The organism is Campylobacter sp. 2018MI10, from assembly GCF_018501175.1.
In the GTDB taxonomy this organism is placed as follows: domain Bacteria; phylum Campylobacterota; class Campylobacteria; order Campylobacterales; family Campylobacteraceae; genus Campylobacter_E.
In genome coordinates, this window is the sequence record NZ_JAHCZD010000015.1 from 1 (window position 1) to 25,335 (window position 25,335).

The following is a 25,335-nucleotide window of genomic DNA, read 5'->3' on the forward strand; positions in this document are numbered from 1 at the left end:
TTATTATCAATGCAAAAGCGTGTGTTATCATATGAAGTGCATCACTAATTAATGCTAAAGAATTAGCTAAATACCCATAAATTAATTCAGCAAACATTACTACAAAAGTTACTATAAAGCTTAATAACAATGCTTTTTTATTCTTAGTAAAATCATAAGAATGAGTATGAGAATGGTTGTGATGTTCGCGGGAATGATTAGAATTATGGTGTGAATGATTATGGTGTGAGTGATTACAAGAATGATTGTTTGAATGTTGTTTTATTGGTTTATGAATTAAGTCTTGATAGGTGCAAGTCATTGTTTTTCCTTTAAATTTAGTTTAAACAAATAAATAACAAATGTAACATTTATTTCTTAATTTAAAATAAACTTAAAAAATATATTTGAATTAAAATTAAAATATTTTATAATTTTAGGAGCTAAAAAGCTCCTATTTTTAGCCGTTGAATTTGGTATTGTAATCAAGATAAACAACATGAGTTGCAAGGTATTCATAAAGTCCGTGCTTACCATCAGCTCCACCTATGCCACTCTTTCTAAATCCTGCGTGAAAGCCTTGCATAGCTTCAAAATTCTCACGATTGATATAAGTTTCGCCAAACTTAATCTCACGGCAAGCTCTCATCGCTGTGTTTAGATTTTCTGTATAAATACTACTTGTAAGCCCGTATTCACAATCATTTGCCATATCAATAGCTTCATCTAGTGTATCAAAACTTGTAACTGGTAAAATTGGTGCAAAGATTTCTTTTTGCATAATATCACTCTTATGGTCTGCATTGCTAAGTAGTGTAGCTGGGTAGAAATATCCACTAGTATCAGTTATCTTGCCACCAACTTCTAATTTTGCACCTTGCTCAAGTGCGCGTTTTAGCATTGCATCAGCATTTTTAACACCTGCTTCATTTACAAGTGGCCCCATATCAAAATTACCTTTTGCAGTATTTCCGAATGTAATTTTGCTAAATTCATCAGCCATTTTATTAATAAACTCATCATATCTTGATTTATGCACATAAACACGCTCAGCACAATTGCAAACTTGTCCGTTATTACAAATTCTACTTGCTTTAATTGCAGGAATTACTAAATCCATATTTGCATCTTTGCATACTATTGCAGGTGCTTTTCCACCAAGTTCAAGATTTACTTTTATAACATTTTTTGCAGCTGCTTGCATAACTCTAACTCCAGCTTCAACGCTACCTGTTACACTTACCATTCCAATTAGTGGGTTTGAGCTTAGCTCATCTCCAACCTCACTTCCTTTTCCGCTAACAAGTGAGAAAACTCCTTTAGGAACTCCAGCTTCGTGAGCTAATTTTGCAAATTCAAATGCGTTGTTTGGAGTTTCGCTACTTGGCTTAATTACTATTGTATTTCCTGTTACAAATGCAGGTGCAAGTTTTCTAACTATTAAGAAAAACGGGAAATTCCAAGGTAAAATTCCTGTCGTAACACCAATTGCAGTTCTAAATAAAAAGATATTTTCATTTGCTCTATCACTTTGAATGATTTCGCCTTCATAAGTTCTTGCAAATCCTGCCATATAATCTAAATAATCAGCCGCAAAATCAATCTCAACTTCAGCTAAACCTCTAACCTTGCCTTGCTCTTCTTGTAAAATATCAGCTAGTTTTACTCTATCTCTACGAATTAATTGTGCGATTTTTTTAAGGTAATTTGCGCGTTCAATAGCTGGAAGTGCTTCCCAATTTTTACCCGCTCTTTTTGCAGCTTCAAGCGCTCTTTTAGCATCATCTCTTGTGCCTAGTGGATACTCACTAACTTGCTCTTTTGTAGCAGGATTATAAACAGGTGCCATTTCCCTTTTTTCAGTAACAAACTCACCATCAATATACATTTGATAACTCTTCATAACTTCTCCTTTTTTAAATGATTTTGAAATATCTTATCAAGGAATATTAATTATTTTTGTATATTCAAAAAAAATTCTAATTTTTTTACGAGAATGTGAAAAAAAGTAACACTTTAGTATTTTTAAAAAAAGAATTTGAAATAAGTATTTCAAATTCTGTAAAAGTTATTTTCTATAACCCATTGTAAATATTTCATTTGAGCTATCATCTAAAAGGTTTAAATACCTTTCGTAATGCTTTAAAATATCTACTATTATTTCTTTTTCATTTAAATATTTTATATCATAACCTAGTCTATCATCGCCAAAAAATGTTATAGGTCTATATTCAAATTCTTTTGATAAATTAGGCAAATTCTCATCATCTAATAAGGTTTTATTTACTTCGTGTTTTTCTATTTTTACCCCGTAAATAAAATCTTTTGATAAGTCTTTTTTAATCACTAAACTAATTTTATTTTTTTCTTCTTTGATTAATGCTTTTAATCCACGCTCGCTTAATTTATCGCAAATCTTTTGCATAGCAGGTTTTACAAGCTCGTTTAAAAACTCTTGCATATCTTTTATTTGAGATTGTTTTAAGATTAAATCAAGCCTTTGTTCCCAAAAATCCCCACTCCAATAAACACTAGCCTTACTAACTCTTGTATTAAAATATCTACTATCAACTATTAAGCCTTTAAGTAGTGATGCACACATAATTACAAGCATTAAAGCAAACGGAAGTGCAACTATCATAGTAACGCTTAAAATAGTATCAAGCCCACCAGAATATGATAAAGATATTGCAATAGCAATTAAACTAATGCCCCATAAAATACTTTGCCATTTATAAGGTTTTTCTTTGCCACCACTTGCTAAAGAATTTAAAACAAATATCCCACTATCAGCAGAAGTGATAAAAAATAAAACTAAAACTACTAGAGCTAAAATAGTACTAATTTGTGAAAATGGTAAAAGATTTAAAAACTCAAATAATAATTTTTCAGAACTTTGAGAAAAATTACTTAAAATTTCATTATATTTTAAAGCAGAATTTCCAAATACACTAAACCATAAAACATTAAAAGAAGTAGGAACAATCAAAACTCCAAATATAAATTCTCTAATAGTTCTACCACGAGAAATCTTTGCTATAAAAAAGCCAACAAAAGGCGCCCAACTAAGCCACCAAGCCCAATAAAAAATAGTCCAAGAATTAAACCAGCTAATATAATCTTTATTATATGTATAGGTTTTAAAACTAAGCTCAACTATATTTGAAAAATATAACCCTAAATTAGAACTAAAATCAGATAATAGCTCAACCAAATCACCACTAACTAATACGAAAATCATTAGTAAAAATGCTAAAAGTAAATTAATCTCGCTTAATATTTTAAGCCCTTTATTAACTCCACTAATAGCTGAAATAGTAGATAAACTAACAACTATTAATATAATAATAGCTTGTTCGCTAAATGAAATATCACTAAGCCAAGCAATATTAACAAGTCCTGCATTTAAAGAACTTGCAGAATAACCAAGTGTTGTGCTAATTCCAAAAACGGTTACAATTAATGCCAAAATATCAATAACATTGCCCCAAAATCCATAAATTTTATCTTTTAAAAAAGGATAAAAAGCACTTCTTAAAGTTAAAGGCATTTTATAACGAAAACCAAAATAAGCCATAGCTAAAGCACAAACCCCATAAATAGCCCAAGGATGAATTCCCCAGTGAAATAGAGTATGAATTAAAGCTTCTTTATCATCTATATTTAATGATTTTTTATGAATTATAGGCTCAGCCACACCAAAATACATAAGCCCAACACCCATTCCAGTAGCAAACAACATAGAAAGCCACGAAAAAAAACTAAAACTAGGCTCATCATCATCTTTACCTAATTTTATATCTCCAAATTTAGATAAAGCTAATAAGACCATAAATCCTACAAAAAAACTAACACTAAGTATAAAAAACCAAGAAAAATTAGTAAAAACTGAAGTTTTAATATTATTCAAAATACTACTTGTAAATTCTGGTAAAAATATACTTAGTAAAACTAAAATTACAATAAATACTATGCTTGGAACAAACACAGCGGGTAAAAAACTCGTTTTTATCTTCATATTTTCTCCTTGCGTTTTCAGTCTAACAAGGCTTAGTTAATGAGATTTGCAAGATTTAGATGATAATTACATAATTTGTCTATATAAAAGAAAAATTAGCCATTAACCTAAAAAATTTTTTATATCAATTTCTTCAAAAAAAATTTATATAGTTTTTAATAAATTTTTTATAAATATATATGTAATAATCATAAAAGATAATAATAAAAAATAAAAATTATAATATGCAAATACACTTAAAAAATCTAAAATTAAAATATTATAAGATTTTAAAAAAGATTGATATATCAGCATATTAAGAATTAAAATAGCTAATATAAATAACTTAATAAGTAAAGATTTTTGACTTGTATTAGTGTTTATATTAGTATTAAGATTTGCAAAAATCATTATAAATAAAAACAACAATAAAAATACAAAATTAAACCCTAAAAATAAAACTTCACTTTTTGATAAATAATAATTTATAAAAGGATAAGATAAAAATAAAATCAATAAAATATTTTTATATACTTTCTTAACCCTATAAACCAAGCTAATGCCTAGAATATAAAGAAAAATAAATACAAAAGAAATATTTAAAATTTGAAAAACATATTCAAATAATATATAAAAAAACAAAAAATATACCTATTAAAGCTAGGAATTTAAAATAAAGTTTTTTAGATAAATCTATATGAAAATTCAATAAAAATATATTTAGCAAAATCTCTTTAATTTCTTTCATTTTTCCTACCTTAATCATATTTTTAAATCATATCTAAAACCTATTAATTATTTCTATTTCGCTTTGTTTAAAGTCTAGAGTTTGGGCTTTATTATTTAAATTAAGCTCTATATAAACAACATCACTTAAGCTAGATAAAATCAATACATCTTTTAATACATAATTTCCATCGCTTAATTTACAGATATTTTTCTCTCCTTTTTTAATATCACAATCATTAATATCTAGCTTTTTATAATTTATAAAATAACTCATATATAAACTATTTTTACTAACCACAATATCAGTTCTAAACCCACCAATATTGGCTAATTTAACAACTTTAATATCAAGACTAAAAAAATACCAAATAGAGCAAATTATCCAAATAATTTTTATAATCAAACTAAATCTTTTAAAAAAATATGCAAAAAAACATAAAGTAATAAATATAGCCATCATAACATTTAAGCAATGATTTATCGTTGGAAAAGTTACATTTTCGTTTTGATATATTTGAACTAAACTTAAAAATACTAATTCAATTATGATAATTACTATAATTACAAATAATAAAAATACTCTTTCATACAAAAAATTAAGAATTTTAAAGCCAAATTTATTTGACTTTTTTCTTTTACAAGCTAAAAGCACAACAAATTCAATCATAACATAAGGAATAATCCCAATAAAAATAGAATAAACAAAACACACATATCCAAATGTAAGTAATAAATTAAAATCAAATCTAGGCAAATACCCAACTTCAAATAAATAATATTTTGTATAAGCTATTACAGAAACAAAAGTTATTAAAACTAAAGAAAATCTCATAGTTTTTACAAATATATTGGCAAGTTTTAATAATTTAAAATAATTAAAATAAAGCCTTTTAAACTCTCTTTTGTAATTTAACATTAATCTTTTAGTATTCCTAGCAAAACAAATTCTAAATTTCTTTAAAAATTTATCAGACATTTTTACTCCTTTTTTTAAATTTAGCAAAAATATCTTTTACTTTTTAAAAAATTCAATAAATTTTTTAATATTTTTATATAATAAAAAAAATTATAAGGACAAAATATGAACTCAAGCTTATTTTTAATGGGAAGAATAAAAGAACTATCAAATGAATTGATTTTAAAAGAACTTAGCAAAAGAGTAGAATTTGATTTATCCTTTTCTCACGCTGATATTTTAAATATATTATTTGATGAAAAAGAATATTGTATGGTTCAAATAGCACAAAAAATACATAGAAGCAAGGCTACAATTAGCTCTTTAATAGACAAATTAGAACAAAATGGATATATCACAAAAAGCCAAAGTAGTAACGATAGTAGAATGTATTTAATAAAAGCAACTCAAAAAACTTTAGATTTAAAACCAATATTTGAAGAAGTATCAAATATAGTTTTTGAAAAATTACTTAAAAACTTTTCAAAAGCAGAAGAGTTGTTTTTAGAAGAATTATTAGAAAAAATGCTAAATAACATAAAAAATTAAAATATATTTAACTTTTTATGCAAAAATAGTTCGTTATCAAACTAAAAAGGAGTCAAAATGAGTAATGGATTTAGTGTAAAAAGTCTAGGAGAATTTAAAAATATTCAAAGAATTGATTTAAAAGAAGCTTTAGGATTTACATCTTGTGAAATAAGTATTAACACAATGGAAGCAAATACTAATGTGCCTTTTGTTCATTATCATAAAGAAAATGAAGAAGTTTATATTATCTTAGATGGTAATGGGGAAATAAAGTTAGATAATGAACTAATTTTAATTAAAACAGGAGATATAATTAGAGTTGCACCTAGTGTAAAAAGACAGATTTTTGCAAAAACTAAACTAAATTATATCTGTATTCAAGCAAAAGAAAATTCTCTAACCCAATACACTTTTAGCGATGGCGTAGTAGAGTAATTTAACTTAGGAGCAATCCTAAGTTAAGCAAATATATTAATCAAATGAGTATTTAAACATTTAAAAACTCTGTTATGAATACTTTCTTCGCCATCATTTCTTCCAATCCACATAAAACTCTCCTTAAATATCTTATACTTTAAATTGTTTTAATTAAATAAACAAGAAATACTTAAAAATTGAGTTTAATATGTGTAATTTGGTAATAAAATTAGGAAATAAATTCCTAATTTTGTAAAGATTTATAAATCACATCTAAAACGCTGCCATCACGATATTCTACAACGCCTACTACCTCATCGCCAAATTTAATACTAGCTGGTTTGCCTGTGATTTTTTCTGCCATTTCTTTTAGTTCTTCAATCGTATATAATTTAATACCTGCTTTTGTGAAATTCTCTATTAAATCAGTTCTTTTAGGATTTACTGCAATTCCGTAATCAGTGCAAACCACATCAACATTTGCTCCTGGGGTGCAAATCGTGCTTACATTATCAACTACAATTGGAATTCTAGCACGAATTAATGGTGCTAAAATCATTGCAATTTTTGCACCTTCAGCAGTATCTTGGTGTCCGCCTATTGCTTGATTAATAACACCTGTTGAAGTAGTAATTACATTTACATTGAAATTCGTATCAATCTCAAGTGCTCCTAACATTACAAAATCTAATTGATTTACCGCTGGAGTAACTAGATTTGGATTTGCATAAAAAGATGCTGATATTTCATAATGTTTTGGATTTTTTGCAAGTGAGCTAACAGCATCTAAATCAAAACTTTGAGTATCAAAAAGCGCATCCATCAAACCATTTTCATGTAAATCAACTAAAGCAGCAGTGATACCACCAACACCTAAACTAGCAGTGATATTATGCTTAATCATCTCTTCTTTTAAAAGCTTAGTTACTGCTAAAGAAGCGCCCGCAGCTCCTGTTTGGAAACTAAAGCCATTTTTAAATAAACCTGATGCTAAGATACATTTTAAAGCATTTTCAGCTATTAAAATATCTCTTGGATTATCATTAAAACGAATTGCACCTGATACTATACCTTTTGGATCGCCAATACTCTCAATCTCACAAACAAAATCCACCATAGTTTGGTCAATACTAGCAGGAAGATTTATTCCATCTACTAAATTATCAGTAATTGCAATAACTTTATTAGCATACATAGCATCAACCTTAGCATAACCTAAACTACCACACGCAGATTTGCCTGTATAACCATTAAGATTACCAAATTTATCACAACTTGGAGCACCAATAAATGCTACATCAATTTTAAGTGAGCCATCTTCAATAGCTCTAGCACGACCACCATGACTTCTAATAATTACAGGAGTTTTTAATCCACCATTACTAATAAAAGAACCCAATGGCTCTCTTAGACCACTTGTTTGAAGACTTGTTACAACACCATTTTTAATATGCTCAATTAAAGGTTTATGGCAAGTTGAAAGAGAACTTGCTGCTACGCAAAGATTTTTAATACCTAGCTTGCTTATTTCTTCTAAAACTAGATTTAAAATATAATCTCCACTTCTAAAATGGTGATGAAAACTTATTGTCATACCATCTTTTAAGCCTGATTTTATAATAGCGTCTTTTATACTTGAGACTAATTTATCTTCTTTTTTGCCAACTCTAATAGCTGCACCGATTTTACGCTCTTTTGGTTGTTTTAATTCTCCACTATATACAACTACATCTTTATAATTAGCAATTTTATTAGGTATTTTTCTATTAACTGCATTTACTTTATACATAATCATTCTCCTTTATAAAGACCACTAGCTTTAGCTAATTCAAGCACTCTTAAAGCTCTAATAATAATTGGACCATCTACCATTTTGCCATCAACTGCAATTACACCTATGCTATTTTTTTCAGCTTCTTTAGCTGCATTTACTACTTTTAAAGCGTCTATTATTTCTTTTTCTTTTGGAGTATAAATATCATGAACTATTTTGATTTGACTTGGATGAACTACTGATTTGCCATCAAAACCTAAGTCTTTTATAAATTGCACTTCTTCAGCAAATGCAACTTTATCTTTTATATTTGAAAAAACGGTGTCAAAACAATATAAATTATTACTTCTTGCTGCGTGAATTATCTGCTCTCTTGCATAATAAAGCTCCATTGCGTGTTTGCTTCTAGTTGTTTTTAAATTCGTTACATAATCTTCAGCTCCAAGAGCAATCCCCATTAATCTATCACTTGCCTTTGCAATCTCACAAGCATTAATAACCCCAGTAGCACTCTCAATTGCTGCTAGAATTAAAGTTTTTTTAGGACGATTTAATTTATGCTCAACTTCGCTTATTAATTCATCTACTTCTTTAACTTCGTTTGCATTATCAGTCTTTGGAAGTCTTATAACATCAACTCCAGCACTAACCATAGCTATTACATCATCTCTTCCGTAAGGAGAATTTAAAGCATTTATTCTTACAACAACTTCAGTTGAACCATAATTAATCTTTTTAAGAGTTTCATAAGTTAGCATTCTAGCCGCATCTTTTGCTGAAATACTTACTGCATCTTCTAAGTCAATCATAATAGAATCACTTCCATAAATATGTGCGTCTATTAATTTTGCAGGTGCATTTCCGGGCAAGAACATCATACTTCTTCTAAGTCTATCTTTATTTAGCATAATTCACTCTCCCAATCATAATCTTTTAAACTAGCTCTAAAAATAGCAGTTTTAAGTCTTGCACGAATTACTAAATCAAGCGCTCCTTTATCTTCTATTTTTATTGTTACATTTTTAATATCATATTCATCTAATACTTCATTAACGCTAGCTAATATTTGTTCTCCAAATTGTTTATAAACACTAGAATTTAATTCAATTTTCCTTCCTACATTAGCAGGACTTACACTAATTAAAACATCGCCTGATTCTAATGAACCAGCACTTGCAATAGTTGTAATCATCAAATCTCCTAATTAATTAAATTTTTTAAGTTTTCTTTTATTATTACAAAGATAACTTAATTTTTAGTTATTAAATTGTTTTTTAAATACTCATAAGTTGAATTAGCACAAAGGGATTTTAACTCCTTATTATTTAAATAATCCTTATCATTTAAAATAATTTTTCTAATCCTACTTGCACTTATTACTTTTTTATTTATTCTAGCTCTACTGATTTCATAGAATTTGATTTTAAATTCTTTTAAAATTTCTTTTGCTTTTTGGTTGTAATCTTTTGTTATTTTATCTTTTGGTTCTGTCCCAAAAAATCTCATATTTATCCCTAAAATAGGTGCTATTTTTGTAGCAAATAATGTAATATCAAGCCTTGAATAAATCTCATTAACATTAGCATTATCCTTTAAAAAATATGTAGGAAAAGTAGCTTTTGAAATAATATAATTTTTACTTTCGTGAATTATTATGTTTTTATAATCTTTTAATTCATTTCTTACAATCTCAAGCCTTGCTTTTGTATTAAACATACTTAAATCTTCGCTTAAAATAAATATATGCAAGATTTCGCAGTGCTTTAAGGCTTTTTGAATTAAATATAAATGCCCTTTACTCATAGGATTTAAATTCATTACAATTGAGCCAATTTTTTTTGCTTTTTTATAATGTTTAACTAGTTCAAATTTATAATTTTCATAATTTAACTTTGTGTTTTCAAATAACGCAACATCTTTTGTAAGACATAATAAATAAAGCCCTAAACTCTCAAATACTTTTACATTACAAGGCTTTGTAAATATAAAATATTCATTTATATTTAATTCTCTTAATTTATCTGCAATTTGAGTTAGTAAAGTAGCACTAAAATTATTACCTTGTAAAGATTTATCAATTGCTATACATTTTACAATATTACCGCTTATACAAGCACTTGCTTTAATCTCTTCATTTTCTTCATAAACTAAAGCATATTCTATATCTTCATCGCATCTTAAATCAAATCTTTTTAAAAATAATTCTAATTTTTCTCTTTCATAAGCTAATAATAAATATCTAAACATTAAAACCTAGCTTCGTGTTCTAATTGATTTTTGCAAATATCTTCTATTGAATACTCTAATTCATATTTTAATAAATTACAAGACTTAATTTTATCGCAATGGTCATTTTTTAAAGCTATTGTTATATCTATTTCTTTTTTGCTTAACTTTTCTACTAATTTGATTAAATTTTCTACACTTATACTTTCTTTGCTAGCTATTGTAGTGCATATATTTTCTTTGGTTGTATAAAGCTCGCTAGCTACTTTTAAATTAATATTAACAATATCATCAATATGTGCGAAATGATAATTCTCATCATAGTTAAAATCACGACCTAATTCAGACTTACCGCAAGCAATTCTTGTGATATTTTTAATAATTGAATAATGTTCAAATTCTCCTAAAAATATCTTAGAATAATACCCTGCAATATTGCAATATCTTAAAATTGCATAAGAAAAATCAGAATTGCTTCTAGCATAATCTTGTATCATATTTTCAGCTAAGATTTTTGTCTTAACATAAGCATCACAGGTATTTTCCAATCCTACATTAGCAAATATACTTGATGGATATATTAAAGTCTTAACTTTAAATTTTTTCATAGCTTTTAATAATTTAAAAAGATTTATGATATTGTTTTCATAAAAAGTTAGATTATCTTTTTTACTAAAATTCTCATTGCTAGTTGCTGCAAAATGAAATACCATATCAATTTTAAATCTTGACATTACATCTTCTAAAGCTTCGCTATTTGAAATATCAACTTCATAAAAATCAACTTCATAATATTTTTTTATATTTTTTATAGCTTTTTTGTTTTTACCGCTTAAATTATCAATTCCAATTACCTTATGCCCAGCTTCTAAAAATCCAGATGCAGTGGCTGAGCCAATATATCCTGCAACACCTGTTATTAAAACTACCACTTTACTTCCTTAACTTAATTTTTGTTTTAAAATCTCATAAGCTTCATTAATCTCATGAAATTTCTCTATCCCTGCTCTTAGCTCGCTTTCACTAAGATTTTTTGTGTTTAACACATCAGGATGATATTTTTTAGCAAGTCTTCTATATGCTGCTTTTACTTCAACTAAACTAGCATTAGGACTTAATTCTAAAACCTCATAAGGGTCTTTTTTAATTTTATTATTATTTTGTTTGTTATTGTTACCAAAATTTATAAATTGTGCAAATTCTTGTGTAACGCCAAAAATCTCTGCAATTTCTTTTAACGCAAAAATCTTTTTTTCACTAAAGCCATCAATACTCGCACAATAAAGCAAACTTTGCATAATATTAAGCTTTTCATTTTTGCTTAAAATAAAATTATTTTTAAGCTCTTGTGCCACTATCCTATAATTTTCTGGATTTTCTTTAGCTTCTTTAAAAACCTTTTTTAATCTCTCACGCTCAACTAAATTATAAGAATTATTATCTAGTATTAATTTTATAAATTCGGCTTCTTTAGGCGAAATTACTCCATCAAGTTTAGCTATTTTTGCAATAAGTGCGACTAGGTATTCAGCATATCCGCCTTTCATTTTAGTAAATTGATTATTTAAAATATTTCCTTTAAAAAATAAAGGTAATAAAATTGCTCCAATAAGCCCTAAAATCGCCGTTAAAATAGTCCCTAATATTATCGCAAAAAACGATATTATGGTTCTAATAATACCCTTACCTGTAATAAATCCTATAATTGCTAAAATTATTATTAATAATAAAAATATATTCAATTTTCTTCCTTTATAACACTTAAAATCTTTTGGAAATTATCGTTTTTCCTTTGTAATAATCAAATTTTTATTTTTTATCATAGCCTTCAATGTAAGCTAAAACTTTTTTGTAATTTTCCTTGCGAATACCATTTGCTATAGCAAATAATTCTATAACATATATAATGGTTAATAAAAATCCCAAAAATAAAAAACAAAGAAAAGCAATAAGTCCGTCACTACGATGGAAAAATAAACTATAAATTTTTTCTACAACTTTAATCTCAGTCATCGCCATTAATAAAATAATTGTAAAAGAAAAAAATAATAAAAACTTTATAAATGCTAAAATAAAATCACCCTTATAAATCCTATCAATACCACAAATTCCTATCGTAGCCGCTAGCATAAAACCTAAATTTGGATCTTTTAAACAAATATTCTTAGACAAATTCTTATCTTTTATAGTTTCTAAATCCTGCGTTCTTAGTCTATCTTGAAGATAAGATATTTGTTCTTCAGTCATTTTTTGCCTTTAAAAATTTACTATTAATCATTATCCTTAAGTGCAATTAATACACCTTCTATCATTTTTTTAATATCGCCATCAAGTATCGCATCAACTTGGCTAAATGCCTCATTACTTCTAGCGTCTTTTACTTGCTGATAAGGAGCTAAAACATACGAGCGAATTTGATGCCCGAAACTATTTTCGCCAACCCCTCCCGTATCTTTTCCATCGTTTAATTTCTCCATTTCAAGTTCATATAATCTTGAACGAAGCATTTTATAAGCTGTGGCTTTGTTTTTATGCTGACTTCTATCGTTTTGGCATTGCACTACAATTCCTGTTGGAATATGAGTAATTCTTACTGCACTTTCTGTCTTATTTACATGCTGACCACCTGCACCACTTGCTCTATAATAATCAATTCTTATATCTTTTTCTTCAATTTCAATTTCTATATCATCATCAATTTCAGGTGCAACAATTACACTACAAAAACTAGTATGGCGTCTAGCATTACTATCAAATGGGCTAATTCTTACAAGTCTATGAACTCCGTGTTCAGCCTTAAAATACCCATAAGCATTAAGCCCACGAGCAACAAAGCTAACATCTTTTATCCCTGCTTCATCGCCTTCTTGATAATCTAGTGTTTCAACTTTAAAGCCTTCTCTTTCACAAAATCTCAAATACATTCTATAAACAATACTCGCCCAATCATTACTCTCCGTTCCACCTGCTCCTGGGTGAATATTAATAATTGCGTTTTTAGTATCATTTTCCCCACTTAAAAGCATTGATATTTCAAGACTTTTAATAGTTTCTTCTAAATTAGGACTATCTATAAATAAAGCTTCTAAAGTCTCATAATCATTTTCTTTCACCGCAAGTTCAAACAACTCGCTAGTGCCTACTAATTCACTATTTGCAATTTCATATTTTGATACTAATTGATTTAATTTAGTTTTTTCTTTACCAAGCTCGGCCGCTCTTTTTGCATCAGCCCATAATGCTGGGTCTTCTTGCTCTTTTTCTATTTCTTTTATTCTTTCTTTTGCCTCGTTTGGTTTGATTATTTTTTCTATATTGTCAAGTTTTATTTGTAATTCTTTTAATAATTCACTAAATTCATAATTATCCAAATTTTGCTCCGTAGTTGTATTTTAAAGGCAAATCTTAGCTAAAATTTATTAAGATAATAGCTTTTTTAAAAGGAATTTAAATGAAATTATTTTTACAAAGTTTAGGCTGTAATAAAAACTTAGTTGATAGTGAAATTATGCTAGGTCGCTTAAAAGAATACGAAATTACTAATGAAGCAAGTGAAGCTGATGTATTGATAGTAAATACTTGTGGCTTTATAAAAAGTGCAAAAATTGAAAGTATTAATGCTATTTTAGAACTACACGAAATTAGAAAAAAAGGCTCAATTTTAGTAGTAACTGGCTGCTTAATGCAAAGATACAAAGATGAATTGGTTAAAGAATTGCCCGAAGTTGATTTATTTGCAGGAGTTAGCGAGTATGCAAAAATTGATGAATTAATAGCAAGTCGTGAAAGTAGATTTAGAGATTTTGTATATTTACAAGACGCAAATACTCAAAGAGTAATAACAGGCTCAAATACTCACGCTTATATAAAAATCGCTGAAGGCTGCAATCAAACCTGTAGCTTTTGTGCTATTCCTACATTTAAAGGCAAGTTAAAATCTCGCCCAATAGATGATGTAGTAGCTGAAGTTAAAGGCTTAGTTGCTAGGGGATTTTATGATTTTTCATTCATTGCTCAAGATACAAGCTCTTATTTAAAAGACTTAAAAATTAGCGATGGTTTAGAGAATTTAATTTCAGAAATTGAAAAAATTGAAGGAATAAAGGCTGCTAGAATTTTATACCTATATCCAAGCTCAATTAAGCCTAGTTTAATTACTAAAATAATTAATTCAAAAGTATTTGTGAATTATTTTGATATGCCACTTCAACACTCAAGCGATAAATTATTAAAAATTATGAAGCGTGGCTATGATAAGGCTAAGGCTATTAGCTTTTTAGAGCAAATGAGAGCAGCTCCTAATAGCTTTTTAAGAACTGGTTTTATCGTAGGACACCCAGGAGAAAGTGAAGAAGATTTTGAAGATTTATGCGAGTTTATTAAAGAATTTGATTTTGATAGAATTAGTGTGTTTGCATATTCAAAAGAAGAAGATACCGCCGCTTACTCAATGCAACAAATCAATGCAAATACTATTAAAAGTAGGCTAAAAAAGATTGAAAAAATCGTAGATGCTAAAATCAATGCAAGTTTTGAAAAAATGCTAAATCAAGAAATAATAGCAAGTTGTTTAGGAGAATCTAGCGAAGGCGAGTTTTTTATAGGTGCTAAGCCGCTTTTATTTGATAGAGATATAGATGGAGAAATCTTAATAAATGAAAGTGAAATAGGAGAGCTAAAAGTGGGTGATTTAATAGTTTGTAAAATCACTCAAGTGCATGAAAAAACACTAATAGCAACTGCAATTAGACGCTATGAGAATTGAATATTTAGAAGAGCTAAAAGGTAAAAAAAACCTTTTAGCATTTTCACACGGGACTGATAGCACGGCACTTTTTTATGCACTTTTAGAGCTTTGTGAGTTTGATTTATGCCTTGTAAATTATCAGACTAGAATTAATTCAAATAACGAAGAGCAAAGCGCTATAAAATTAGCAAAAGCTCATAATAAAAAAATCTTTACTAAAAAAGTAAATCTTGATAATAATAATTTTGAAAGTAATGCTAGAAAATATAGATATGACTTTTTTGATGAATTAATGCAAGATTATGATAATTTAATAGTAGCTCATAATTTAAATGATAGGTTTGAGTGGTTTTTAATGCAAATTACAAAAGGTGCGGGATTATGCAATCTATTGGGTTTTAACGGGATTGATACAAGGAAAAATTATAAAATAATTCGCCCATTAATTAATACTAGCAAAGATGAAATTATGCTGTATTTAAATGAGAATAGTTATGAATATTTTCAAGATGAAAGTAATTTTAATACCAAATATAAAAGAAACGAAATTAGATTAAATTATGCAAATGATTTTGTAAAACACTACGCAAATGGCATAAGAAATACTTTAAAATATTTAGAATTTGATAAGAGTAAAATATGTAAAGATAGCTTGGTTTATAAAGGAATTTATTTTTGTAAAGATGAAAATTCTTTAGATAAAGCTATTAAAAAACTAGGTTTTGTAAGCTCATCAAAGCAAAAATTAGAGCTAAAAAACCAGCTAAATAAAAACAACGAAGCCGAGCTTTATTTTAGGACTGATTGTGTTTGTGTTTGCTTTTATAAAGGATTTTTTATGGTTTTTTTAAAGGCTATTACAAAGCTTAGTAAGGAGCAAAAAGACGCTTATAGACTAGCAAAAGTGCCAAAAAATCTTAGATTTTTCCTAGCGTTAAATAATATAAAGCTAAATGAATTAATAAATCTTACAAAAAACCTAAAATCAACTCATAATAATTATTGATATTTGATTTTAGGAATTTTTTTATGTAAAGATTAAATATTTAAGATAATGATTTAATACTTAATTTGCTTATTTTATAGTAATTTTTAATAAAACCAATAACTACAATTTTAATCATTTTTAAAATATAAATAAAAAATATTTAATTTACTTCAAGCGAATTTGTTGTTTTATAGTAACTCTTCTTTATTTTTAAATTATATTTTTTCATAAAATCTTTTTAAGTTTTGCTAAAGCTATATCAAATATATTAGCTCTTTCATAACAAACACTATAATTTAGGGCATTTAGATGGTGGTAAATCATTTGCACTTAGGCAATCGCTTTTATGAATTATCACCACTGAATACCCACAATCTTTACAAATAAACTTACTTGGCTTTGGTGCTATTGGCATTTTGCTATTTTAAAAAATGTAAAAATTCTGTTTCAATTTCTACTTGTTGTGCTATACCTATACTACTGTATTCTTTATTATTATTTCTCTTACAATATTCTGTGTAAAATGTAGGTAATTGTTCTAATTTTTTACAACCATCAAAAATATTAATCATAGAATCAACTTTGTAGATAGTAAATTTTAAAATTTGATTAAAGTTTTTACAATTATAAAACATAGAACTCATATTTTTAACTTTTAAAGTTTTAAAATTTAAAGCTTGATTAAAATCTTCGCAATCATAGAACATACAAGCCATATCAGTTACATTTGAAGTATTGAAATTTAAAGGCTGATTAAATTTCTTGCAAGCTCTAAACATATTACGCATACTAAGAGTATTTGAAGTATCAAAGTCTAATGGTTGATTAAAATTCTTACAATCAGAAAACATATAGCCCATATCTATAACTTTTTCGGTGTTGAAATTTAAAGGCTGATTAAACTGAAAACATCTGTTAAATAAACTATTCATATTAGTTACATTTGAAGTATCAAAATTTAGTAGTTGATTAAAGTTTTCACATCCTGCTAACATAGAAAACATATTAGTTACATTTGAAGTATCAAAATTTAGTGGTTGATTAAATTTTTTGCAATTATTAAACATAAAACTCATATCTTTCACATTTGTAGTATTAAAATTCACAACTTGATTAAATTTAGTACAACCACTAAATAAACTACTCATATTTGCTATATTTGAAGTATCAAAGTTTAAAGTTTTATTAAAGTTTTCACAATCAAAAAACATATAACTAATATCTGTAACTTTTGAAGTATCAAAGTATAAAGCCTGATTAAATTTCTTGCAACCGCCAAACATACCACTCATATTTGTAACTTTTGAAGTATCGAAGTCTAATGGTTGATTAAAGTTTTTGCACCCTACTAGCATACAACTCATATCAATTACATTTGAAGTATAAAAGTCTAATGGTTGATTAAAATTTTTACAATTATTAAACATAAAACTCATATCAATTACATTTGAAGTATAAAAGTTTATAACTTGATTAAATTTAATACAACCACTAAATAAACTACGCATATTTACTATATTTGAAGTATCAAAATTTAATTGTTGATTAAAATTCTTACAAGCAAAAAACATATAACTGATATTTTGAGCTTTTGAGGTATCAAAATCTAGTGGTTGATTAAAATTTTTACAATTAGCAAACATATAGCTCATATTTGTAACTTTTGAAGTATTAAAGTTTAAAGCTTGATTAAAATTAATACAATCTATAAACATCCCATACATTGTAATTACATTTGAAGTATTAAAGTTTAAAGCTTGATTAAATTGCTTACAACCATAAAACATATAGCTCATATCAACTACATTTGAAGTGTCAAAAATTAAATATTGGTCAAAATCTTTACAATTAAAAAACATAGCACTCATATTAGTTACATTACTTGTATCCCATTCATTTATCCCACTAAAGTCTTTTCTATTACTTTTATAAAATAATTCACTCATATCAGTAATTAAACTCGTATCAATATCGCCTAGATAAATATCATTATCTCTTACTAAGTTTTGTAATTCTTCTTTTGTGGTAGGCTTATATTTTTTCATAAAATCTCCTTTAATTTTGCTAAAGCTATATCAAATGTATTAGCTCTTTTTCTGTCATAACAAACACTATTTTTACATTTAGGGCATTTAGTTGGTGGTAAATCATTTACACTTAGGCAATCGCTTTTATGAATTATCACCACTGAATACCCACAATCTTTACAAATAAACTTACTTGGCTTCGGTGCTATTGGCATTTATACTCCTTCATCCTTTAAACCCATTATTTATTCTTCATATCTTTTTTGCTTTTCATCCATATAATCAGTATAAAATTTAGGCTCTTGCTCTAAACTATCACAAAACAAAAACATATCATCTAAATTTAAAGCACTTGAAGTATCAAACTCTAGCATTTGATTAAAATTACTGCATTCTAAAAACATAAATTCCATATCTTTTACATTTCTTGTATCAAACTCTAGCATTTGATTAAAGCTATAACATCTTTTAAACATATAGCTCATATCTTTAACCCTTAAAGTATTAAAATTTAAAGCCTGATTAAAGTTTTTACAACCATCAAACATATTCCCCATATCTTCTACATTGCAAGTATTAAAATCAAGTGTTTTATTAAAACGCTCACAAAAAGCAAACATATAGCTCATATTAACAACACTTGAAGTATCAAAACTCAAAGCTTCATTAAAATATTTGCAGTTAAAAAACATAGCACTCATATTAGTAACATTACTAGTGTTCCATTCATTTATCCCACTAAAGTCTTTTCTAATGCTATTTTCAAACAATTCGCTCATATCAGTGATTAAGCTAGTATCAATATCGCCTAAATTAACACTCTCATCTCTTACTAAAACTTGTAATTCTTCTTTATTATTTGGCTTATATTTTTTCATAAAATCTCCTTTAGTTTTTAATCTTAAGTCTTATATTTGTAGGCTTAAGTCTTTTGCAAGCGTAAAAGATACCATTGCTAACAAGCACATTTGAAATATCAAACTCAATTAATTTATTTAAGCGTTCGCAACCTAAAAACATACTTTCCATATCTACAACCTTGCTAGTATCCCAATTAAGCTTTTTATTAAAATATTTACAACCTGCAAACATACTCTTCATATTAATAACATTGCTAGTGTCCCAATTCTCTATACCATCAAAATCAATTCTTTCACTACCTTCAAATAGACTACTCATATCAGTTATTAAGCTAGTATCAATATTAGCTAACGATATTCTGTCATCATTGATTAGTTTTCTTAATTCATCTTTGGTTTTTGGTTTAAAGCGCTTTTTAGATATAACTTCGTTTAGGAGTTTTTGTTGTCTATCTAGTATTTCATAATAAAAAATATTATCCCTTGCGATATTTTTTTGCTGTTCTAAAGCATTGATTAAAAGATCTACATCAAAATCAAAATCTTTATCTTTAAAATCTTTCAAAGTTTCTTCAAGTCTAGCAATACCTTCTTTTGTAGAATTTAATAAATATTCAAGCTCTAATCTTTGTAATGTTTGTATTTTAAGCTCAGTATCAAGCCCAGAAATATAATTAGAAATTTTTATTAATTGATTTTTATCTTCTAAAACTAATAGCTTATAAATACTATCATTTAGCCAAGTATCATCATCTAACATACGATTTATAAGGCTTAAATCTGTTATTATGTAATCATAATTTATATTTTTGATTTCTTTAAAGCGGTTTTGTAATTTATATTTTATGCTTTCTTTAAGCTTGTTTTCTTTGTTTTCTAGATTTTGTTCAATGATTTTTAGATATTGCTCACAATCATTACATTTAATAATAATTTCATCATTTAAACTGCCATCATTATTAAATAAAGAAAAATCACAAATATTAAAATATTCTAAAAATACTTTAATTAATTCATCTTTAGAGCCTTGATTATCATAATATTTATCTAATTCTTTCCTTAATTCATATAATTTAATTCTGTTTTGATTATTTTTATCTTCTAAATACTCATAAATAGCAAGACTAAGACAAAAAATATCATTATAATCTTTCATATAAAAGTCAGTTTTAAACCACAGATTATGATATTTAGCTGCTAAAGTGTCTTGTTTAAGCACTTCTTTTACATCTTTACCTTGATTAATACTAAAATAAAAATATCCAGCCGAATTGTCTAAATCATTTTTAATCTTTTGAAGTGTTTCATTGTCTTTAAAATTTTCTAGCATTTCGTTTATTAAATACTCTAATAAATATTTTTTCATTCTTAAATAGTCTTTACTGTCTTGATGTTTTGCATAGATTTTATTAATTATTTCATCATTATCTTTCATAATATCTCCTTTAAAAATTTGCCCTATCATAGCAAAAGCATAGTCTCAAATATGTCCATATAAAAGAATTTGAAATTCCTATTTCAAATTCTTTTTGTTTTTTATTATTTTTTAAAAATTTTATTTGCAACACTTAATAAAAATCCACCTACTGCCATAATCTTCTCTTTATGTTTATCAACAAAATCAAATGCTTTTCCAACATTATCACAAATAGTATCAAACCAACTTTTTTCTATCTTTTCATCAGCTAAAGCTTTGTAATCTTTTGTAGTGTTATCTGTTTGATTATAATTATGATTATTTGTTTGATTTCTTGATGAATTAAAATTATTTGTATTAGGCTTTACTTTTTCATTACTTTTCCAGTTGTTTTTATTTTCGTTTATCTTGCCTTTAAATACTGCTCTTTTTTTACTGGGAGTATAATCAACGATGAAGTTAAGTAATTTTCCTAAATTATATGGGTTTTCTTGAATGCCATTTCTGCTCTTGCCTGATGAATAATATATAGGCTCAATCCTTACGCTAGTTGTCTCATATATCCTATCACTAATTATTTTTACACTTTCATCAAGATATTTTATAAGCTCTTCTTCTGGATAAGGACTATCACCCTTCACCCAAAAATCTCCTTCTAAAGCTTGATCACACTTATTAAGTGCTATTAATATTCTATCTTTTGCGTTTTCTCCTAAGGCAGGGATTATTACATTAGTAATTAGATGATAAGTAGTGCCTAAATCACGAGTTTTTGCATCTACGATAACTAAAACTAAATCTATTAAAGCATTTCCTTTGCTATCTTTTTCGTGAAGCTTTTTATTAATTTTTGCAATATGCTCACTATCTTTTATCCCATCCCCTAAACCTGGACTATCCCATAAAACAAGGTTTCTTCCTATTTCGTATTTTTTAATCTCCATTGTTTGTGGTTTGCTAGTAGTACCGATTTCGCTAAATTCTTGTTTGTACTCATCACCCATATTAAAAAGCGAATTAATAGTAGAGCTTTTGCCAACTCCTGTTCCGCCTGTAATTAATATATTTAGCTTTGTGTTTGCTAGTTTTTTGATATTTAGCTTTAGCTTATTTTTATCTTCTTCATCTAAATCTGATTTGTTTAACAACTCATCTAATTCTGTATACTCTTCTTTAGATTCTTCTTGTTCTTTATAGTATTTCATAACTTCTGTTATGTTAGATATATCAGGTATTAATGCTGTTGAAGTTGGTTTTTGATAGTTTAAAATATCTTTTGATTTAAAGCTGATATGATATGCTTCTTCAATCAAAGCAGCTAATTTCATTCTGTTTTCTAAATCAAAATCTAAATCTTTTAATAAAATATCTAAATATTCCTTAGGGCATGTAGAATACATGAAATTAGCAAAAATTGTTGGTTTGCTTTTTTCTTTAACAAAATTTAAAATATTTTCTTTTAATATTTCTTTTTTACTATCTTCTAGTTCTGTGAATTCTTTTAATATTCTTTTGATTTCCATTTTTTATCCTTTTTATTTTTATTTCACATTAATAGGCTTTGCTTTTTCTACATCGCCTTTGATGTCATCCCAGTTTGTATTTTTTATCTGTTCGTTAATTATGTGAAATAAATTCTCACTTATTTTCGTATCAACTTCTTTGCCGTTAAGCTTATCTTCATAAAGACTACTGCAGTATTTATAAAACGCAAAGCCCATTCCATAAGTAATCACACCAGCAACCCCAACACTAATCGCACCACCTATAAATGAACCTGCTATAGGAACTAATTTTATAAGATTTGTTACTAGCATTTTTCCAATATTTGCGGCTAAAACATTTGTAGCAAGACCAACCAAAGCTGTGTTTTCAAAATTTAAATCATATTTTTTGCCTATTGCATAAAGCATAGCAACTTGAGCTGGTGTAATAATAGCTGTATCACTTACAAAAGGTAGTGGATTTGCTCCTGCTAGAGCACAACCTGCGGTATATCCTAAAACTAAACTATGAGCTTCATCATCTAGTTTTTTAACTTTTTCTTTAATTTCTTTTTCGCTTAATTTTATAATTTCCATTTTTTATCCTTTTTATTTTTTGTTTTAAATATTTATGATTAGATAAAAAATGCTTTCTAAGTTCCTTTGAATATAAATGAGAAGTTTTGAATAAAATAAATGAAATTAAGTGATTTTATCTCTTGTAAAATCCCCCCCCCATAAAAGAAAAAATAACTTTCATTTATTCTCCTTTCTTGTAATTTTTCGCATTATAGCATACGAGTTATCAAAATTCTGTCCATATAATTAAAATTTACAATTTTTATAAATATTAATATCACTTACATTATTAGCTAACAATAAATCAGGTTTTATTGTTAGTCTTTTGCATCCTGAAAACATCTCGCTAATATTTGTAGCACTGCTTAAATCAAGTTTTATTAAAGTGTTTAAATGAGTGCAGTTTTTAAAAAATTTACTCACATCTTTTACTTTTTCAAGATTTATTTTAATATCATTATTAAGCCTTGTGCAACCATAAAACATCCCCCTAGCAGTCTTTAGATTAGGAGTTTTAAAATCTATTATTTGATTAAAATTCTTACAACTAGCAAACATATAATTCATTTTTTTAACTTTTCTAGTATCAAAATATAAAGGCTCATTAAAATTGATACAATTAGCAAACATCCTACTCATACTAACAACATTGCTAGTATCCCACTCGCCTACCCCTTCATAATCAGCCCTATTACCAAATAAATCACTCATATCGGTAATTAATCCTGTATCTATCTCATTAAGCTTGATAGCTGGATTTGCAATTAAAGTTTGTAGTTCTTTTTTGTTTTGTGGAAAGTATTTAAAAGTTTGCTGTGATATATCTACAAAAGCTTTTGGCTCTATTTTGTCGCTATAAAAATTACTTTTATAAAACATTGATTTAAAAGCTTTATTTTTAAACTCCCATAATCCATCATAATTTTGTCTAGTTGAATACGCAAAAAGATTTCTAAAATCATAAATATTTGCAGTATTAATCATAGCCAAAGGCAAACTTTCATCACATACAAGTAGCATTAATTCGGCTTTATTTTTAGGACTTACTATGGCGTTTTTGATATTTAATTTTAAATTACTAAACAAAAACTTACTCTTATTAGCACATCCATCTATCATAGAATAGCATTCAAAAACTTTTAAAATATCAAAGTTAATTAAGCTAATGTTCTTTAAATCAAGATTATTACAAGCATAAAACATCTTATTTGCATATCTTAAAGAGCTTACATCAATTTCAAGTTTTTCGTTTAGATTTACGCAGTTTTCAAACATAGAGCTCATATCATTTACATTGCTAGTATCCCAAGTATTTATAAAGCTAAAATCACTCCTTAAGCTATCCTTAAAAAGCTCACTCATATCAGTAATTAAGCTAGTATCAATATCATGTAAATTAGCATTCAAATCATCGCAAAGTGCTTTTAGTTCTGCTTTTGTTTTTACTTTTATCATTCTAATTCCTGTTTTAAATTCTTTTTAATTTTATTAAATATATTAATTTTCCGAAACAATTTGTAAAATTCTTGCAGAAGTATTTACAAAAGTATAATAAGCCCCATTAACACGCTTAGATAAATCTCTAACACTATTGCAATTAAATTCATAAGTTTGTGTGCAACTACTACAATTATCAAACATACTAGAAAAATATTTCACTTTTTTAGTATCAAAATTAAGTTTGTGATTAAACTTAGCGCATCCACAAAACATAGTGCTCATATCTCTTACATTACTCGTATCAAAACTAAGGCTTTCGTTAAAATAAATACAACCATAAAACATACCAGCCATATTTATAACACTGCTTGTATTCCATTCATTTATTCCAGAAAAATCTTTACGATTAGTTTTATAAAACAAATAACTCATATCAGTTATTAAACTTGTATCAATATCTCCTAGATAAATATTTTCATATTTTACAAGTTCTTTTAATTCTTCTTTTGTTGCGGGTATGTATTTAAAATTTTTTTTACAAACTTCAATATTTAAAGTTTTTAAAAGTTCGTCACTTGCCTTAGAATTATTAAAAGTATAAGAATTTATATTATTCCAGCTCTCAATCCCATTAAAATCTGTCCTATCACTATATTTAAAGGCTGAATTAGTATTAGTTATCTTGCTCGTATCAATAAGATTTAGCGGGATGGTGTTATCGTTTAGGATGAATTCTAGTTCATATCTATTTTTTGGCATTATTTTATAATTTTGATAATCAAGCTTAAGATACCTTGTAATAAACTCAGCCCTACCAATACATCCAACTAGCATTCCGCTTGATACGAAAAGATTTGCAATATCAAAATTTTTAAAACTTATATTGTTTAAATCCAAATTAGTGCAGTTATAAAACATCTTATCTGTATATCTTAAAGAACTCACATCAATTTCAAGCTTTTCGTTTAGATTTACGCAGTTTTCAAACATAGAGTTCATATTAACAACATTGCTAGTATCCCAATGGTTTATAAAGCTAAAATCACTCCTAAGGCTATCCTTAAAAAGCTCACTCATATCTGTAATTAAACTCGTATCAATATCTTGCAAATTAGCATTCAAATCATCACAAAGTGCTTTTAGCTCAGCTTTTGTTTTTACTTTTATCATTCTAATTCCTGTTTT

At 26.9% G+C, this 25,335-nt stretch carries 25 protein-coding genes; 4 read left to right on the forward strand and 21 right to left on the reverse strand.

What is annotated here, in order from left to right; genetic code table 11:
• The 4 genes from KJR01_RS07245 to KJR01_RS07260 form a co-directional block, all read right to left on the reverse strand.
• Window positions 1-301, reverse strand: a 301-nt coding sequence (locus KJR01_RS07245; protein WP_214118056.1) for a cation efflux transmembrane domain-containing protein, incomplete at its 3' end; no start/stop codon positions are given.
• Between the two features lie 138 nt (window positions 302-439).
• Window positions 440-1,882: an aldehyde dehydrogenase gene (gene aldA / locus KJR01_RS07250; RefSeq protein ID WP_214118058.1), complete on the reverse strand. Its 1,443-nt coding sequence runs from the start codon at window positions 1,880-1,882 to the stop codon at window positions 440-442.
• A 165-nt stretch (window positions 1,883-2,047) separates the two neighbouring features.
• On the reverse strand, window positions 2,048-3,997 hold the full coding sequence (locus tag KJR01_RS07255; protein ID WP_214118060.1) for a BCCT family transporter: 1,950 nt from the start codon (window positions 3,995-3,997) through the stop codon (window positions 2,048-2,050).
• A gap of 760 nt (window positions 3,998-4,757) precedes the next feature.
• Window positions 4,758-5,681: a hypothetical protein gene (locus KJR01_RS07260; RefSeq protein WP_214118062.1), complete on the reverse strand. Its 924-nt coding sequence runs from the start codon at window positions 5,679-5,681 to the stop codon at window positions 4,758-4,760.
• Between the two features lie 105 nt (window positions 5,682-5,786).
• Between KJR01_RS07260 and KJR01_RS07265 the strand changes: the two genes are divergently transcribed.
• Together KJR01_RS07265 and KJR01_RS07270 are read left to right on the forward strand one after the other, a co-directional pair.
• Window positions 5,787-6,209, forward strand: coding sequence for a MarR family transcriptional regulator (locus KJR01_RS07265; protein ID WP_214118064.1), 423 nt, complete (start codon window positions 5,787-5,789; stop codon window positions 6,207-6,209).
• Between the two features lie 57 nt (window positions 6,210-6,266).
• A complete protein-coding gene (locus tag KJR01_RS07270) occupies window positions 6,267-6,626 on the forward strand; it encodes a cupin domain-containing protein (protein WP_214118074.1) in 360 nt (119 codons plus the stop codon).
• Window positions 6,627-6,852: 226 nt separating this feature from the next.
• On the opposite strand, the gene citF is transcribed toward KJR01_RS07270, so the two are convergent.
• The 8 genes from citF to prfB form a co-directional block, all read right to left on the reverse strand.
• Window positions 6,853-8,397, reverse strand: coding sequence for a citrate lyase subunit alpha (citF, locus tag KJR01_RS07275; RefSeq protein WP_214118076.1), 1,545 nt, complete (start codon window positions 8,395-8,397; stop codon window positions 6,853-6,855).
• A 2-nt stretch (window positions 8,398-8,399) separates the two neighbouring features.
• A complete protein-coding gene (locus KJR01_RS07280) occupies window positions 8,400-9,290 on the reverse strand; it encodes an aldolase/citrate lyase family protein (protein ID WP_214118078.1) in 891 nt (296 codons plus the stop codon).
• Window positions 9,284-9,574, reverse strand: a complete 291-nt coding sequence (gene citD / locus KJR01_RS07285; protein WP_239802947.1) for a citrate lyase acyl carrier protein — start codon at window positions 9,572-9,574, stop codon at window positions 9,284-9,286. The genes KJR01_RS07280 and citD overlap by 7 nt, the downstream gene beginning before the upstream one ends.
• 56 nt (window positions 9,575-9,630) lie before the next feature.
• Window positions 9,631-10,629 carry a [citrate (pro-3S)-lyase] ligase gene (citC, locus tag KJR01_RS07290; protein WP_214118081.1) on the reverse strand — a complete coding sequence of 333 codons (999 nt, stop codon included), beginning with the start codon at window positions 10,627-10,629 and terminating at the stop codon, window positions 9,631-9,633.
• On the reverse strand, window positions 10,629-11,540 hold the full coding sequence (locus tag KJR01_RS07295) for an SDR family NAD(P)-dependent oxidoreductase (RefSeq protein ID WP_214118083.1): 912 nt from the start codon (window positions 11,538-11,540) through the stop codon (window positions 10,629-10,631). Before KJR01_RS07295 ends, citC begins: the two co-directional genes overlap by 1 nt.
• 9 nt (window positions 11,541-11,549) lie before the next feature.
• Window positions 11,550-12,350: a DnaJ domain-containing protein gene (locus KJR01_RS10400; protein ID WP_275591982.1), complete on the reverse strand. Its 801-nt coding sequence runs from the start codon at window positions 12,348-12,350 to the stop codon at window positions 11,550-11,552.
• 67 nt (window positions 12,351-12,417) lie between these two features.
• Window positions 12,418-12,855, reverse strand: a complete 438-nt coding sequence (locus tag KJR01_RS07305; protein WP_214118085.1) for a TM2 domain-containing protein — start codon at window positions 12,853-12,855, stop codon at window positions 12,418-12,420.
• Between the two features lie 23 nt (window positions 12,856-12,878).
• Complete coding sequence (gene prfB, locus KJR01_RS07310; RefSeq protein WP_214118087.1) at window positions 12,879-13,979, reverse strand: peptide chain release factor 2; 1,101 nt, start codon at window positions 13,977-13,979, stop codon at window positions 12,879-12,881.
• A gap of 80 nt (window positions 13,980-14,059) precedes the next feature.
• On the opposite strand from prfB, the gene rimO reads away from it, so the two are divergent.
• Window positions 14,060-15,373 carry a 30S ribosomal protein S12 methylthiotransferase RimO gene (gene rimO, locus KJR01_RS07315; RefSeq protein WP_214118089.1) on the forward strand — a complete coding sequence of 438 codons (1,314 nt, stop codon included), beginning with the start codon at window positions 14,060-14,062 and terminating at the stop codon, window positions 15,371-15,373.
• Window positions 15,363-16,361: a tRNA lysidine(34) synthetase TilS gene (tilS, locus tag KJR01_RS07320; protein ID WP_214118091.1), complete on the forward strand. Its 999-nt coding sequence runs from the start codon at window positions 15,363-15,365 to the stop codon at window positions 16,359-16,361. The genes rimO and tilS overlap by 11 nt, the downstream gene beginning before the upstream one ends.
• Before the next feature lie 271 nt (window positions 16,362-16,632).
• Here the strand turns inward: tilS and KJR01_RS10405 are convergent, their stop codons facing one another.
• From KJR01_RS10405 to KJR01_RS07360, 9 genes are all read right to left on the reverse strand, one after another.
• Entirely contained in the window at window positions 16,633-16,758 is a 126-nt protein-coding gene (locus KJR01_RS10405; RefSeq protein WP_284444074.1) for a hypothetical protein, read from the reverse strand.
• 4 nt (window positions 16,759-16,762) lie between these two features.
• A complete protein-coding gene (locus KJR01_RS07325) occupies window positions 16,763-18,388 on the reverse strand; it encodes a BspA family leucine-rich repeat surface protein (protein WP_214118093.1) in 1,626 nt (541 codons plus the stop codon).
• The gene (locus KJR01_RS07330) at window positions 18,385-18,585 is read right to left on the reverse strand and encodes a hypothetical protein (protein WP_214118095.1); all 201 of its coding nucleotides are present in this window, start codon (window positions 18,583-18,585) and stop codon (window positions 18,385-18,387) included. Before KJR01_RS07330 ends, KJR01_RS07325 begins: the two co-directional genes overlap by 4 nt.
• 30 nt (window positions 18,586-18,615) lie before the next feature.
• Entirely contained in the window at window positions 18,616-19,248 is a 633-nt protein-coding gene (locus tag KJR01_RS07335; protein ID WP_214118097.1) for a BspA family leucine-rich repeat surface protein, read from the reverse strand.
• Window positions 19,249-19,258: 10 nt separating this feature from the next.
• Window positions 19,259-20,665 (reverse strand): BspA family leucine-rich repeat surface protein, encoded by a 1,407-nt coding sequence (locus KJR01_RS07340; RefSeq protein WP_214118098.1) that lies wholly within the window; start codon window positions 20,663-20,665, stop codon window positions 19,259-19,261.
• A 104-nt stretch (window positions 20,666-20,769) separates the two neighbouring features.
• Window positions 20,770-22,170, reverse strand: a complete 1,401-nt coding sequence (locus KJR01_RS07345) for a GTPase family protein (protein ID WP_214118100.1) — start codon at window positions 22,168-22,170, stop codon at window positions 20,770-20,772.
• Window positions 22,171-22,188: 18 nt separating this feature from the next.
• Window positions 22,189-22,728, reverse strand: a complete 540-nt coding sequence (locus KJR01_RS07350) for a YcjF family protein (protein ID WP_214118102.1) — start codon at window positions 22,726-22,728, stop codon at window positions 22,189-22,191.
• A gap of 228 nt (window positions 22,729-22,956) precedes the next feature.
• On the reverse strand, window positions 22,957-24,165 hold the full coding sequence (locus KJR01_RS07355; RefSeq protein ID WP_214118104.1) for a BspA family leucine-rich repeat surface protein: 1,209 nt from the start codon (window positions 24,163-24,165) through the stop codon (window positions 22,957-22,959).
• Window positions 24,166-24,207: 42 nt separating this feature from the next.
• The gene (locus KJR01_RS07360) at window positions 24,208-25,320 is read right to left on the reverse strand and encodes a BspA family leucine-rich repeat surface protein (protein WP_250325167.1); all 1,113 of its coding nucleotides are present in this window, start codon (window positions 25,318-25,320) and stop codon (window positions 24,208-24,210) included.
• Window positions 25,321-25,335 lie beyond the last annotated feature (15 nt).